The 13,100-nt window shown below is 67.5% G+C and carries 13 protein-coding genes; 11 read left to right on the forward strand and 2 right to left on the reverse strand.

The window, feature by feature from the left end:
* Positions 1-28: 28 nt before the first annotated feature.
* The gene (locus ACSVDM_RS08335) at positions 29-916 is read left to right on the forward strand and encodes an alpha/beta fold hydrolase (RefSeq protein ID WP_439263856.1); all 888 of its coding nucleotides are present in this window, start codon (positions 29-31) and stop codon (positions 914-916) included.
* Here the strand turns inward: ACSVDM_RS08335 and ACSVDM_RS08340 are convergent.
* Positions 909-1,964, reverse strand: a complete 1,056-nt coding sequence (locus tag ACSVDM_RS08340) for a LacI family DNA-binding transcriptional regulator (protein WP_439263857.1) — start codon at positions 1,962-1,964, stop codon at positions 909-911. The two genes, ACSVDM_RS08335 and ACSVDM_RS08340, sit on opposite strands and share 8 nt — an antisense overlap.
* Positions 1,965-2,121: 157 nt before the next feature.
* Between ACSVDM_RS08340 and ACSVDM_RS08345 the strand changes: the two genes are divergently transcribed.
* The 6 genes from ACSVDM_RS08345 to ACSVDM_RS08370 all read left to right on the forward strand — a co-directional run bounded on the left by ACSVDM_RS08345 (position 2,122) and on the right by ACSVDM_RS08370 (position 8,513).
* Complete coding sequence (locus ACSVDM_RS08345; RefSeq protein WP_439263858.1) at positions 2,122-3,411, forward strand: aryl-sulfate sulfotransferase; 1,290 nt, start codon at positions 2,122-2,124, stop codon at positions 3,409-3,411.
* A gap of 15 nt (positions 3,412-3,426) precedes the next feature.
* On the forward strand, positions 3,427-4,284 hold the full coding sequence (locus tag ACSVDM_RS08350; protein WP_439263859.1) for an ABC transporter permease: 858 nt from the start codon (positions 3,427-3,429) through the stop codon (positions 4,282-4,284).
* Between the two features lies 1 nt (position 4,285).
* On the forward strand, positions 4,286-5,044 hold the full coding sequence (locus ACSVDM_RS08355) for an ABC transporter ATP-binding protein (RefSeq protein ID WP_439263860.1): 759 nt from the start codon (positions 4,286-4,288) through the stop codon (positions 5,042-5,044).
* 28 nt (positions 5,045-5,072) lie between these two features.
* A complete protein-coding gene (locus ACSVDM_RS08360; protein WP_439263861.1) occupies positions 5,073-6,032 on the forward strand; it encodes an ABC transporter substrate-binding protein in 960 nt (319 codons plus the stop codon).
* A 160-nt stretch (positions 6,033-6,192) separates the two neighbouring features.
* Complete coding sequence (locus tag ACSVDM_RS08365; protein ID WP_439264018.1) at positions 6,193-7,431, forward strand: oxygenase MpaB family protein; 1,239 nt, start codon at positions 6,193-6,195, stop codon at positions 7,429-7,431.
* A gap of 17 nt (positions 7,432-7,448) precedes the next feature.
* Positions 7,449-8,513 carry a lipocalin-like domain-containing protein gene (locus ACSVDM_RS08370; protein WP_439263862.1) on the forward strand — a complete coding sequence of 355 codons (1,065 nt, stop codon included), beginning with the start codon at positions 7,449-7,451 and terminating at the stop codon, positions 8,511-8,513.
* Between the two features lie 22 nt (positions 8,514-8,535).
* Here ACSVDM_RS08370 and ACSVDM_RS08375 read toward each other — a convergent pair whose 3' ends face one another.
* Positions 8,536-9,159, reverse strand: a complete 624-nt coding sequence (locus tag ACSVDM_RS08375) for a TetR/AcrR family transcriptional regulator (protein WP_439263863.1) — start codon at positions 9,157-9,159, stop codon at positions 8,536-8,538.
* Between the two features lie 162 nt (positions 9,160-9,321).
* Here ACSVDM_RS08375 and ACSVDM_RS08380 point away from each other — a divergent pair, with 162 nt between their 5' ends.
* From ACSVDM_RS08380 to ACSVDM_RS08395, 4 genes are all read left to right on the forward strand, one after another.
* Positions 9,322-10,056 (forward strand): IclR family transcriptional regulator, encoded by a 735-nt coding sequence (locus ACSVDM_RS08380; RefSeq protein ID WP_356982245.1) that lies wholly within the window; start codon positions 9,322-9,324, stop codon positions 10,054-10,056.
* A gap of 253 nt (positions 10,057-10,309) precedes the next feature.
* Positions 10,310-11,392 carry an ABC transporter substrate-binding protein gene (locus ACSVDM_RS08385; RefSeq protein WP_439263864.1) on the forward strand — a complete coding sequence of 361 codons (1,083 nt, stop codon included), beginning with the start codon at positions 10,310-10,312 and terminating at the stop codon, positions 11,390-11,392.
* Positions 11,389-12,234 (forward strand): ABC transporter ATP-binding protein, encoded by an 846-nt coding sequence (locus ACSVDM_RS08390; protein ID WP_439263865.1) that lies wholly within the window; start codon positions 11,389-11,391, stop codon positions 12,232-12,234. Before ACSVDM_RS08385 ends, ACSVDM_RS08390 begins: the two co-directional genes overlap by 4 nt.
* Positions 12,227-13,090 carry an ABC transporter permease gene (locus tag ACSVDM_RS08395; RefSeq protein ID WP_439263866.1) on the forward strand — a complete coding sequence of 288 codons (864 nt, stop codon included), beginning with the start codon at positions 12,227-12,229 and terminating at the stop codon, positions 13,088-13,090. Before ACSVDM_RS08390 ends, ACSVDM_RS08395 begins: the two co-directional genes overlap by 8 nt.
* The last annotated feature ends 10 nt before the right edge of the window (positions 13,091-13,100 follow it).

The following is a 13,100-nucleotide window of genomic DNA, read 5'->3' on the forward strand; positions in this document are numbered from 1 at the left end:
TCACCACCGTGCGAGATGTGGAGCAGAGATGACGACAACCTTCGAACTGAACGAGGTCGGCGTCGACGGCGCGCGCTTGGCCTATGCCGATGTGGGACAGGGTGATCCGCTGGTGCTGCTGCACGGCTGGCCGGAGAGTCACGCCGCCTGGCGGCATCAGATCGGGCCGCTGTCCCGATCGCGCCGGGTGATCGCCCCCGACTGGCAAGGCTGGGGTGCTTCGACTCGTGACCTGCGGTTGAGCTGCGACTACGACACCGAGGTCGACCGGATCGCGCGACTGTTCGACGCACTCGGCCTCGACCGCGTCGATCTGGCCTGTCATGACTACGGCGGTTTCCTCGGCCTCGGGTTCGTGCAGCGATACCCCGACCGGGTCCAGCGTTTCGCGATCCTCAATTCCCGGGCTCACCGCACCTTCACCACGCCGTACTACCAACTGTTCGGATTGTTCTCCGCCGCGGCGCGACGCCCGCTGCTGCGCCCCCTCCTCACGGCACGAACGATCGGACTCGTCCACCGCCTGGGATTGGCACAGTTCGTCCGCAACGGCTCGTTCGACACCGCGCGCCTGGCCGGCTATCTCGATTTCCTGAACACCCGGGAAGGACGCCGGTGGTACGCCCATTTCTGGGCGGGCTACAGCGTCCGGCTGCGCCCGGAACTCGCGGCCGGCCTCGGCGCCATCCGCTGCCCCACCTCGGTGATCTGGGGTGACAAGGACCCGGCGATCCCGTTCCGCTACGCCGAGGACCTCGCCGCACGCATCCCGAACGCGAGTCTCGTCCGGATCGACGGCGGGCATTTCATCATGGAACAGCGCCCCACCGAAGTCACCGAGGCATTGCGGGCTTGGTTGCGTCGCCCCACCGATGGCCATGGGGGAGTGGGCGATCGCGCAACGCCGGTCACCTAGCGGATGGGCGCTCGGGGGGATCGGTGCCCGGCGGGCAGCCGCAGGACTCACCGCGGTGGAGGGAGACCGGCATCGGCACCCACATCGCCGGATCCGGTTCGGCCGGATCGAGAACATCGCCGATCGCGCGGGCGGCGATGACATCGATCGGCTGCCTCACCGAGGTGAGGGTGATCTGCCCGAAGTGCTGGGCCACGCCACCGTCGAAGCCGACGATGCGGAGGTCACCGGGCACACGCAGGCCGGCATCGGTGACGGCGCGCATGGCGGCCGCTGCCTGGCCGTTCGTGCCGACGACCAGAGCTTGCGGTCTGTGCCCCGCCTGCAGGTGTGCACCGACTGCCCGATAGGCCCCCTCCGGGGTGAGATCGGTGCGGATCACGGTGCCCCCGTCGATGATCGAGGCGAAGCCCTCGTACCGCTCGGCGACGGTTTCCCGGTCGCCGTATTCCACGTCGGTGGCGGTGAAGCCGCCGACGAAGGCGATGTCGCGACAACCGTGGACCTCGGTGAGATGTGTGGTCGCGAGCCTGCCCGCGGCGACATGATCGGCGCGGACCAGCGGCGTCGGGGTGTCGACGGTTCCCCTGCGGTTGTGCACCCAGGCGACGGGCACGCGAGCGCGGCGGCAGACCTTGCCGATCTCGGGAGTGTTGACCGCGCCGACCACGATCAGGCCGTCGATACCGACATCGGTGAACGCCGCCGTGAACTCGAGTTCCCGGTCGGGGTCGTAGCCGGTGTTGCCGATCATGGTCAGGTGATCGCGAGCGCGCGCCTCGATCTCGAGCCGCCCGGCCAGCGCGGCATACAGCGGCAACGTGAGGTCGGGGACGAGCAGGCCGAGTTGGCGCCACTTGCGTGGCCGTCGTAGCGCCCGGGCGTTTCGGTCGGGGCGGTAGCGCAGTTCGTCGGCGGCGGCGAGAACCTTGGCGCGCAATGCGTCGGACACCGGGCGTGGCCCGTCGTTGAGGACGTAGCTCACCGCGGCGGTCGAGACGCCTGCGAGTGTCGCGACATCGGCGAGGGTGGGCCGTTTGGTCGTCACATTCGCTCCAGTATCGCGGGCCGCGCCCGAGTTCGTCCTGGTTTCACTCATCCCGATTTCTACCCTGTCCAGCGCCGTATTTCTTCCTACGCTAATCGATTAGACACGTTACCGGCGCGACCCTCCGCCGCAACAAACGACAGGTGAAGTAGACGATATGTCCTACGTACGACTCAGCGGAGTCACCCATTACGAACCCGGCATCGCCCACGACAGCTACATCCTGTTCACCGGAGCCGACTCGATCACCCGCCTCATCGATCTCGCAGGCACCGTCGTGCGGGAGTGGCCGTTCGCCGGCGTCCCGCCCCGCATCATCGACCCGGCACTCAACGCGGGCCGGATCGGTGACATCGGCGTCCAGCTCAGCGAGAGCGGTGACGCCCGTGGCGGCATCTACGCCAACGGCACGGTCGGGCAACTCACTTGGACCGGTGAGACCGTGTGGGAATGGGGCACGCAGGCCCCCGGCGGTGCGGCACGCCAGAACCACGATTGGGAACTGCTGCCCAACGGCAATCGCCTGCTCCTGGTGACCGTGCCACGGGTGGTCCACGACCTCGGTGAGATGACCGTAGGCGACCAGGGACTTGTCGAAGTCGACCCCGGGGGCGCCATCGTCTGGCAGTGGCTCGCCGGTGACCACCTGCACGAGTTCGGCTTCAGCGAGCACGGCTGGGAAGCCCTGCGCGCCACCGCGGCCCGTGACCCCGAAGACCCGTGGGGTTATCTGGAGATGAACAGCGCGAAGTCGCTGGGCCCCAACGCCTGGCACGCCGAGGATCCCGGCACGGTGTTCCAGCCCGACAACATTCTCGTGAGTTTCCGTAAGGCCAATATCGTCGCGCTGATCGACAAGGCCTCCGGCTCGATCGCCTGGCAGCTCGGCCCGTACTTCGACGCTGTGCCGGGCGCCCAGCATCAGCGCATCAACGTCCACAAGGTGCCGCGCCCGCTCGATCAGATCTCGGGCCAGCACAACCCACACATGATCGCGCCGGGATTGCCCGGCGCGGGCAACATCCTGGTCTTCGACAACCAGGGTGGCGCGGGTTATCCGCCCGCTCCGCTCGGCATCTACGCGGGTTCCCGGGTACTCGAGATCGATCCGGCGACCGAGCAGATCGTCTGGCAGTACACCGCCGAGGACTCCCAGCGCCCGTCGTGGACGTTCTTCAGCTCCTTCGTGAGCAACGCCCAGCGACTACCCAACGGCAACACCCTCATCACCGAGGGCATGCGCGGCCGCATCTTCCAGGTGACCTCGGACGGTGCGGTGGTCTGGGAATACCACAGTCCCTACGAGGGCTACGGCGTCGCCGGTGAGCCCGAGGTCCGCGAACCCCGCGTCCCCGGGGTCGACCGGCTCACCCTGACCCCGCTCGTCTACCGGGCGCAGTCGGTTCCCTTCGACTGGGTGCCCGAACCCACGTCGGCCCACAGCTGAAGGAAGGACGACGAGATGACGATCAGCGTGGGAACCACGACAGCATCGGATCCGCCCGCGACCTCCGGATCCCGGCCACGACGCGGGCTCAGGCCCGGCCCGCCGACGTGGATCGTGCGTTCGAAGGCACTGGTATGGACGGTCGCTGGGCTGGGACTGGCAGCATCGGCGTGGACGCTCGTCGCGGCGAGCGGGCAGTTCCCCGCGGAACTGTTTCCCGCACTGCCCGAGATCTGGCGAGCCGGGTACGGCCTGTGGCTCGACGGCGTGCTAACCGAGGACATCGTCGCCAGTTCCCGCCGTGCCGCAACAGGATTTGTCCTCGGTGCGCTCGCGGGCATCGCCGCCGCCGTGCTGACGGCCAACACCGCGACCGGGCGCCGACTGCTCCAGCCCGTGCTTCGGTTGCTCGCTCCCGTCCCGACCATCGGCCTCGTTCCGCTGGCCATCCTGTGGTTCGGGCTCGGTGAGGACAGCAAAGCGCTGGTCATCGCGCTCGGTGTCTTCGTGCCGGTCTGGATCAACAGCCACACCGGCCTGTCGAGCACGCCACACGACTACCTGCAGGCCGCCCGCTGCCTCGGCGCGAGCCGACGCCAGACCCTGCTCAGGATCGTGCTGCCCGAGGCGGCTCCCGACATCGTCTCTGGGCTGCGTGTCGGTGCGGCGATGTCGTTCGTACTCATCGTCGTCGCCGAAATGACCGGCACCACAGCGGGAATCGGCTACCGGATCTACCAGTCGCAGATGTTTTCCCAGGCCGACCGGGTGATCGCCTGCCTGATCGTGCTCGGCATCATCGGCGCCGCCTGCGACCTGGCGATCGCCTCGGTCACGGCGCCGCTGACCAAGTGGTCGGAAAAGGAGCACTGACATGGCCATTCACATCCAGGACCTGGTCGTGCACTATCCCGGGCAACCGGCACCGACACTCGGCGGGATCACCATGTCGATTCCCGACGGCTCGTTCACCGTGCTGGTCGGCGCCTCCGGCAGCGGCAAGTCCACACTGTTGCACTGCCTGGCCGGTCTCATCACCCCCACCTCGGGGCAGGTGAGCGACAACGACGTTCCCGTGCTCGCCCCGGATCCGCGCCGTGGCATGGCCTTTCAGCGCGACGTGCTGTTTCCGTGGATGTCGGTGGCCGACAACGTCGAATTCACCCTGCGCGCCCGCGGTGTCCGAGCGCGCGAACGAACCCGGCGGGTCGCCGAACTCCTCGAGGTGGTCGAGCTACCCGAGGGCACCGGTATGCGCCGGCCGAGCGAACTGTCCGGCGGTATGCGCCAGCGGGTGAGCATCGCCCGGATGCTCGCCGGTGAGCCGACGGTGATGCTGATGGACGAGCCCTTCGCGGCACTGGACGCACTGACCCGGCTGCGAATGCAGGACCTGCTCATCGACCTGTGGACCAGATACCACCGCACCGTCGTCTTCGTCACCCACGACATCGACGAAGCGATCCGGCTGTCCGACACCGTCGGTGTGCTCCGCGACGGTCTGATCGTCGACCGGATCGCCAACCCACTGACCCGGCCGCGTCCCTCCGACGCGCTGGCCGAGCAACCCGGTTACAGCCGGCTCCGCAAGCTCTTGCACCACGAGCTCGGCATCGACCACGCCATCGCCTGACCCCCCTTTCGAGCTAGGACACACCACCGTGAAGATCTCCCCTCGCCGCGTCCTCGCCGCGGCGCTCACCGTGCTCGCCTTCGCGACCGCCACCGCCTGCGCGGACGCGGACAGCGACGATCCGACCAAGCTGACCGTCGGATTCGTCGTCGACCCGTCCTGGGCGCAGATACCCGTCGCCGACCGGGTCGGGCTGTTCGACAAGCACAATGTGACAGTCGAAGTCGTCAACTTCCCGTCCGGAGTGGAAGCGCTGCAGGCGGTCGCGGCCGGACAGGTCGACATCGCCACGGCCGCCGACGTGCCGACCTCCGCCGTGCTCACCCGCTCGCCGTCGCTGCGGATCGTCGGCGACGGTTCACGCTGGGAAGGCTCACGCATCATCGCCCGCCGCAGCGCGGGCATCGACGACGTGGCGGATCTGGCGGGCAAGTCCATCGGAACACCGTTGGGGACCAGTGCCGCGTACTTCGCCGCGAATACGTTGTCGCACAACAACATCACGGCGAACCTCGTGCAGGTCGCGCCGTCGGCGACGGTCACCGCCGCCAGCGGGCACGACGTGGACGCGGTGTCGATCTTCCAGCCGTATCAGGCCCAGGTGGTGGCCGCGCTCGGCGCCGACGCGGTCGAGCTGACCGGTGGTAGCTATCACCAGCACAGCCTCTACCTGGCGACTCAGGACGCCGTCGCCCGCAAGGCCGAGGCTCTGACCGCGTTCTTCGCGGCGCTGTCGGAGGCGGGCGAGCAACTGAAAGCGCTCGCCGAGCCCGCCGTCGAGGCGGTCTCCGCCGCCACCCAGCTGCGACCCGACCTGCTGCGCGGTGTGCTCCCGCAATTCGACTTCACTCTGCAACTGCCGCCGACCCTTCCGGGCAAGCTCACGGAGCTGGGGCAGTGGGCCGAGAGTCAAGGCAAGATCCCGGCGGGCACCCCGCTGCCGGACTACGCGACCGTCATCGACAACCGCTTCCTCCCGGTGAGCTGACAAAACGATCGCCTAGTCTTCCGTACTTTCAGGTATGGAAGACTATGCGACATAGTATGGTCGACCCGATCGCAGTCAGCGGATGGATGCTCACGTCAGGAGGCCCGCGGTGGCCGAATCCGTCGAAGGTCAGGTCGACTACCTTCACTCCGGGGCAACGGTGAAGTGCCCCAGCGCATTTCGCTACTGGGAGGCGCGCGGCACCCCGCTCGTGCGTCGGGTCGAACGCGTCTTCACGGCCGTGACCAGGCAGCGGCTGTTCCCGACCGACGAGCAGGCGATCGCCCTGTGCGAAGACCTGTTCACCGGTGACCCGGTGGCCGAGCGGTTCGTCGCGGAGGTGATGCACGGCGAGATCGGAGCGAAAGCCGGGCGGCGGATGCTGGAGCAGGCCCTGCGCGAGGGCATCGACACGGTCCCGGACGCACCGGAATCGATGCGCGAACTGTTCGCCGAATTCGAGACGGTGCCCGACTGGGTGGTGCCCGAACTCGTCGCGCAGGGTGCTGCGATCTGGCGGCGCTGGGGCACCATGCTGTTCAGTTTCGCCGGGGCCGAGACCCTGGAGATGTATACCGAGGCGGCGGTCGCCACGCCACTGTCGCTGGCCGGTGGGTACGCGGGTGACAGCGCGCTGCGCCGGTTCCTCGAGACCTGCCGGTTCTGGATGGACGTCTCCGAGCGCGGCGCGCTGCTCACCGCCGGTTCGGCGGGTCGGGCAACCGCGCTGAAGGTGCGGGTCATGCACGTGTCGGTGCGTGCGAAGGTCGCCGGCCATCCCGAGTGGGACATTGAACGCTGGGGTCTGCCGATCAGCCAGACCTACCAGATGCTGACCCTGCTGGCGGGCAGCGTGACACCCGGGCTCGGTCTGTGGGCGCTGGGCTACCAGACGACACCATCGGAAATCCGTGCGCTGCTGCACTTCCAGAAGTACATGGGCCACCTGCTCGGTGTCCGGGTGCGCTGGTATCCCGACACGGTGCTCGACGCACTGCGCGTGCTGGCGATGACCATCGCGTCGCGGTCCTACGACGCCGGACAGCACGGGACCGAACTGATCGAGTCGTATCCGGCGGCGTTCGCGCCCCGCGACGGTCACCGCGGCCTGACCCGGCTGCGCGAGATGTACAACTTCCGGATCAACTCGGTGTACGCCGCGATGTACATGGCCCCCGGTACGCGCCGGCACTACACCATGCCACCGGCGTTCCCGTGGATCCTCGTCCCGATCGTGCGCTTCCCGCTGATCACCGTGACGGAGCTAGTGCGCCGGTTCTGCCCGCCGTTCGCGCGGGCACACGAGAAACTCATGCTCGCCCATCGCGAGAACTGGTACCGGGCCCAGATGCGGGGACGCGAAGCGGCCTTCGACGCAGGCGGAGCCCTGCGCCGATGAACGGACGGAAAGCGACCATGACTGCCACCGACATCGTCGAAGTATGGAACGGGCCCGGCCGTGGCGACGGCGAGCTGACGCCGATCGAGCCGCGCCACAACGCTTTTCATCCCGCGTCGAGCAGGCTGGCCTTCGAACACTGGTATTTCGACGCGCACCTAGACACGGGCCACGTGGTGATCGGCTTCCTGATCAAACGTCGCCCCGAGGACCTGCCACTGTCGCGACCCTGGGTGGAGATGATCGTCTACGCGCCCGACGGCACTCGCCGCCAGGTGTCGCGGCGGTACCCGCACTCGGCGGCCGCGTTTTCGCCGGATGCCTGCGATGTGCGTATCGGTGACAACACCGCCCGCACCGAACCGCGCGACGACGGTCTGCCCACCCACCATCTGCGGATGGCGGAGGACGGCTTGGTCTTCGACCTGCGGTTCCACAACGAGGTCCCCGGCTGGATGCCCGGCAAGGGCGAAACCCGTTTCGGCGTTAAGGATTCCTTCGGCTGGATGGTCGCCGCGCCCCGCGCGCGAGTGATCGGAACCATCGAGCTCGACGGCGTGCGGCACGAGGTCACCGGACGTGGCTACCACGACCACAATTGGGGCGTCGGTGACATGAAAAGGATCATCGAGCGCTGGCACTGGGGCCGGTTGTACGTGGAGGACTACTCGCTGCTGTTCGCCTCGGTGCTCACCCAGCAGCGCAAGGGCGGCCACGAGATCAACCCGTTGATGCTGGCCCACCACGCCGACATCGTGCTGTCCACCGGCGAGACAGTCCTCACCGAGGGCCCCGCCCGCTTCGACGCCACCGCGGGCCGCACCTACCCCGAATGGGTCGAACTGCGGGTGCCGGGGCGACTCGAACTGCGCCTGGACGTCACCCGGGTCATCCACGCCCACGATCTGCTCGACGATCTGCCGGTTGTGCGCTCACGCCTGGTCAAGCCGCTGGTACACCGGCTCGTCGGGCATCCGGGCTACTTCCGGTTCGAGTCCACCTTCGAACTGAGCGTGCACACCGGCAACGGCACCGCCCATCGTGCCGGAACGACGCTGCACGAACTGGTCGCACTGACCTGAGCGCCGACGAGGAAAACCGGGTTCAGCACCGGGGCCCGGCGCTGGTGATGAACCGGAAGAACTCGCGCCGCTGATCCGCCGTGGGCACCGGCAGGTTTTGATTGCCGTGCACGAAACCGATGCCCGCGAAGCACATCAGCCCGGCCCGCATCTCCGCCTGCTCGGGCGAGAACCCCAACTCGATCAGGGTCTCGGACAGGGTGTGGAAGATCCGCTGATCCAGCGCCTTCACCGCCTCGGCCACCTTCGCGTTGGTGCGCGCCCAGTCGCGGACCGCGAGCTCGACCTGCCAGACCCGCTCCTCGGTGAGCAACGCGCCCATCCGCTCCAGGCGTTGCTCGACGGGCAGCTCGTCGAGGTCGTGGAAGCCACGGGCGGCGTCGTTGCGATCGGCACACCAGAACTGGGCTGTGGTCTCGAGCAACTGGTCGATTCCGTCGAAATGCCAGTAGAAGCTGCCCTTGGTGACCCCGAGCTCTTCGCAGACCTTGGCGATGGTGACGGCTCCGACGCCGTCGCGCAGCAACACCCGCAGTGCCGCGTTCGTCCAGTCCTCGACACCGAGCCTGCGGGCCGCTCCCCGGGCCGCCGCTTTGCGTTTGGACACCGGCGCCTGCGGTCGGGAGTTCCCGGGCTCGTCGGTCATTGGCGTCTCCTCTCGGCATCGCGGGCGGTCGACCGTTCGGTTCGCGGTCACCGAACAGTGTTTCACGGTGCCGCTCGAATTACGCTGACGGTGCGCGGAAGCATTGCACCTGCTCACGAGACTGGCGATAGTTCACGACAGCTCATCGAGTAGGAGACCACCATGCCCGCCACCGAGCCATCCCGTTCCGGCGCACAGACCGTCGACCGCGCGGTGCGTGTGCTCGAGTGCTTCCGGGGCGGTGATCCGGAATTGTCGGTGAGTGAACTGGCGCAGCGCTGCGGCTTGCCGGTCAGTACGACATTCCGGCTGGCGCAGGCACTGGTGCGCGGCAAACTGCTCGAACAGGATCCGGCGAGCGACCGATACCGGATCGGGCACGGGCTCGCCTGCCTGGCCCGGCCGGCCCTGGCGCGGCTCGGGCTCGACGCCGCCGCGCCGCACCTGTACGCGCTCGCCGCCGGCATCAAGATCACGGTATCCCTCAGCGTGCCCGATGCCGGTGAGGCACTGACCGTCTTCCAGGCGCGGCCACCGGTGTCGTTCTGCCCCAACCAGATCCCGCAGGAACGCAGGCCGCTCTACGACAGTGCCGTCGGCCACGCACTGCTCGCCCACACCCCGGCCGGCAGCGGCCGCGGTGAGCTGATGGACTCGGTGCGCAAGCGAGGTTTCGCGGTCGAGGAGATCGACAGCGACGACCCGATCCGCGCGGTCGCGGTCCCGGTGCTCGGGCCCGGCAAACAGGTGTGGGGAGCGCTCGGGGTGCAGGCGCGCGCGGTGCGCCTCGATCGCGACCTCGTGCGCGCCGTCGTGCCCGCCATGCACCGGATCGCGGTGCGTATCGGTCCGTACTTCCACACCGCGGCCGCAGGCACGGAATTCGGCGCACGCTGATTTCCACTATGCGAAATAGGTATTGGCCGGCCGTATATTGCAGGGCATCATGAAATGCGTTGTGGCGAATTCTTCGCCGCACCTTCGATGAAAGTCCCGCCATGATCGTATTTCCCGCGCTCGTCCGCCGTCGCACGGTGGATTTGATGCGCCTCGCGCCCGGATTCTGTCGCAGCTGACCGCGCGGCGGCCCGCGTTGTCGCCGATCCGCCCTGTTCATCTCCGATTGTTCACCGTCGAAAGAATCCGAATCATGCTGTCCACTGTCTTCCGACGACGTTCGCTGCGCGCGTTCGCCGCCGCGTTCGTCGCTCCCGCCGCGTTCACGGTGGTCACCGCGTGCGGCACCGCCGAGGCCCCGACCACCGCCGATGGCAAGACCGTGCTGCGCTATCAGGGCCAGACCGGTCTGGTCACCCCCTACGAACTCGCCGACGAACTCGGCTATTTCAGCAAGATCAGTTTGCAGTGGGAGGGTGATACCACGAGCGGCCCGGCCAATATCCAGGCCGCCGCTACGAAACAGATCGAATTCGGTAGCGCGTTCAACGGTGCGGTGGTCAAACTCGCCGCCGGTGGCGCACCGGTGCGATCTGTGCTGAGTTCCTACGGCTCCGACGACAAGTCGTTCACCGGATACTTCGTCCGCGAAGATTCGGGAATCACCACGGCCCGCGACCTCATCGGCAAGAAGGTCGGTGTGAACACGCTCGGCGCGCACCACGAATTCGTCACCCGGGAGTGGCTGCACCAGCAGGGATTGACCGAGGCCGAGATCAAGCAGGTGCAGTTGATCGTCGTGCCGCCGGTCAATACCGAGGAGGCGTTGCGCAGCGGTCAGATCGACGTCGGCGCGCTCAACAGTGTGTGGCGCGAGACCGCCGTCGGGCGAGGTGGGGTGCGCCCGCTGTTCACCGACACCGCCATCTTCGGTGAATTCGACTACGGCACCTACGTTTTCCGCACCGACTTCATCGCCCAGAACCGTGAGGCCGTCGCGGACTTCGTGCAGGGCACCGCCCGGGCGACCCGGTGGTTGCAGGTGACACCGCGCGAGGAGGCGATCGCGAAATTCACCGAGATCATCACCGAACGCGGCCGCAACGAGAAACTGAAGCTGCTCGACTACTGGCGCAGCGCGGGTATTCCCGTGCCGGGTGCGGTGATCGCGGAGAAGGAGATCCAGATCTGGATCGACTGGCTCGTGCGCAACGGTGAACTGCCCGCGGGCAAGATCGCCGCGAAAGATCTCTACACCAACGAGTACAACCCCTACGCCAACGGCACCTACCAGCCCGCCAGTGGTCCCACCGGAGAGGTGGTGGCCGCGAAATGAGCAGCACCACAGCGAAACTCGCGCTGCGCGGCGTCGGCAAACAGTTCGCCGTGCGGGGCGCGACGGAGAAGTTCACCGCGATCGACGACATCACGATCGAGGTCGGCGCCGGCGAGTTCCTGGTCCTGGTCGGGCCGAGCGGTTCGGGCAAATCCACGCTGCTCGACCTACTCGGCGGCCTGAGCTCGCCGAGTTCGGGGCAGATTCTGCTCGACGGTTCGCCCATCACCGGTCCCGGCCTCGACCGAGGGGTGGTGTTCCAGCAGTACGCGCTGCTGCCGTGGCGCACCGCCCGAGCCAACATCGGTTTCGGTCTGGAAGCCAAGGGGATCGCCCGCAAGGAGCGTAAACAGATCGCCGATCACTACCTGGAACTCGTCGGACTCGCCGGGTTCGGCGACCGCTACCCGCACGAGTTGTCCGGCGGCATGAAGCAGCGGGTGGCGATCGCGCGCAGCCTGGCCTTCGACCCGGAGGTGCTGTTGATGGACGAGCCGTTCGCCGCCCTCGACGCCCAGACCAGGGAATCGCTGCAGGACGAACTGCTGCGCATCTGGCGCACGACCGGCAAGACCATCCTGTTCATCACCCACGGCATCGATGAGGCGGTCTACCTGGGTCAGCGCGTCGCGGTGCTCACCTCCCGACCGGGCCGGGTCAAGGCTGTGATCGACATCGATATCGATCGCACCGGCGATATCGACGTCCGCTCCAGCGAACAGTTCCGTGAGTACCGCCACCGCATCTGGACCGAACTGCGCAGCGAGGTGAGCCGGGCGCAGCAACTCGAGCTCGCCACCGACCCCGCCGCGTCCACCGACAGGAGTCCCGCCCATGTCTAGCGCCCTCCCGCTGCTCGTCCGTCCGAGGGGCACCACCGTTCGCATCGGGTCGGTCCCCGAGGGCGTGGTCCGCGCCGCTCGCACAGCCGTGACCACCCTGGCTCGCATCACCAAGCCGCTGCTCGCCTTCGCGCTGCTGCTCGGCGCGTGGGAATTCGCGCCGCGACTCGGACTGGTGGACGAGGTGTTCCTGCCCCCGTTCTCCGTCGTGGTGCAGGCCTTCGCCGAGCTCACCGCCAACGGTCAACTGGGTGAGCATGTTTCGGCCAGCCTCACCCGGTCGGTCACCGGATTCGCCATCGCCCTGGTGATCGCGGTGCCGGTGGGAATCGCCATCGCCTGGTACAAACCGGTGTCGGATTTCCTGAACCCGGTCCTCGAGCTGTTCCGCAATACCGCCGCCCTGGCACTGTTGCCGGTGTTCGTGCTGATCCTGGGGATCGGTGAGACGTCGAAGATCGCGCTGATCGGCTACGCCACGTTCTTCCCGATCCTGCTCAACACCATCACCGGTGTGCGCACTGTCGACCCGCTGCTGGTGAAATCGGCGGTATCGCTGGGCTTCTCCCCGCTGCGGCTGTTCCAGAAAGTGATCCTGCCCGCTGCCGTCCCGTCCATCTTCACCGGCATCAGAATGGCGGCGGCCGGCTCGATCCTCGTGCTCATCGCGGCCGAGATGGTCGGTGCGCGGGCCGGTCTGGGCTACCTCATCACCGCCGCGCAGCAGAACTTCCAGATACCGCAGATGTACGCGGGGATCGTGGCGATCTCGCTGATCGGCCTCGGTTTCAATTTCGCTCTCGTCGCACTGGAACGGCGCCTGTCCCGCTGGCGCACCGCTCCGACCGACGCTTGATCAGGAGACT

The sequence above is a fragment of the Nocardia sp. JW2 genome, assembly GCF_051843015.1.
Lineage (GTDB): Bacteria > Actinomycetota > Actinomycetes > Mycobacteriales > Mycobacteriaceae > Nocardia > Nocardia coubleae.

Coding starts and splice junctions, on each gene's coding strand:
- ACSVDM_RS08385 (WP_439263864.1), top strand. CDS start 10,310: ATGCTGTCCACTGTCTTCCGACGACGTTCGCTGCGCGCGTTCGCCGCC.
- ACSVDM_RS08380 (WP_356982245.1), top strand. CDS start 9,322: ATGCCCGCCACCGAGCCATCCCGTTCCGGCGCACAGACCGTCGACCGC.
- ACSVDM_RS08390 (WP_439263865.1), top strand. CDS start 11,389: ATGAGCAGCACCACAGCGAAACTCGCGCTGCGCGGCGTCGGCAAACAG.
- ACSVDM_RS08335 (WP_439263856.1), top strand. CDS start 29: ATGACGACAACCTTCGAACTGAACGAGGTCGGCGTCGACGGCGCGCGC.
- ACSVDM_RS08350 (WP_439263859.1), top strand. CDS start 3,427: ATGACGATCAGCGTGGGAACCACGACAGCATCGGATCCGCCCGCGACC.
- ACSVDM_RS08355 (WP_439263860.1), top strand. CDS start 4,286: ATGGCCATTCACATCCAGGACCTGGTCGTGCACTATCCCGGGCAACCG.
- ACSVDM_RS08395 (WP_439263866.1), top strand. CDS start 12,227: ATGTCTAGCGCCCTCCCGCTGCTCGTCCGTCCGAGGGGCACCACCGTT.
- ACSVDM_RS08345 (WP_439263858.1), top strand. CDS start 2,122: ATGTCCTACGTACGACTCAGCGGAGTCACCCATTACGAACCCGGCATC.
- ACSVDM_RS08375 (WP_439263863.1), bottom strand. CDS start 9,159: ATGACCGACGAGCCCGGGAACTCCCGACCGCAGGCGCCGGTGTCCAAA.
- ACSVDM_RS08370 (WP_439263862.1), top strand. CDS start 7,449: ATGACTGCCACCGACATCGTCGAAGTATGGAACGGGCCCGGCCGTGGC.